Origin of the sequence: Ciceribacter ferrooxidans (assembly GCF_004137355.1) — a bacterium.
Classification (GTDB): domain Bacteria; phylum Pseudomonadota; class Alphaproteobacteria; order Rhizobiales; family Rhizobiaceae; genus Allorhizobium; species Allorhizobium ferrooxidans.
Window position 1 is genome coordinate 1 of record NZ_SDVB01000307.1, and the last position, 254, is coordinate 254.

General features: G+C 64.6%; 1 protein-coding gene. It reads left to right on the plus strand.

Translation table 11 applies throughout. The annotated features are described in order from the left end of the window. On the plus strand, nt 1–254 hold a 254-nt coding region (locus EUU22_RS20135; RefSeq protein WP_280956506.1), incomplete at both ends, for a tripartite tricarboxylate transporter substrate-binding protein.

Here is a 254-nt window from a genome sequence, read left to right on the forward strand (position 1 = left end):
TACCGAGGGGCTCGGCGGCACGTTCTTCGTCGAGAACACGGTCGGTGCCGGCGGCACCATTGCCACGGGACAAGCGGCGAATGCGGCGGCCGACGGCACCACGCTTCTGGTGGCGAACCAGGACCTGATCGTGCAGCCGATCATCAAGACGAAGGTGCCGTACGATCCGTTCAAGAGCTTCACCCCGGTGTCGCTCGTCGTTTCGGCGCCGGAGATGATCGTGGTGCATCCATCGCTGCCGGTGCAGAACCTCA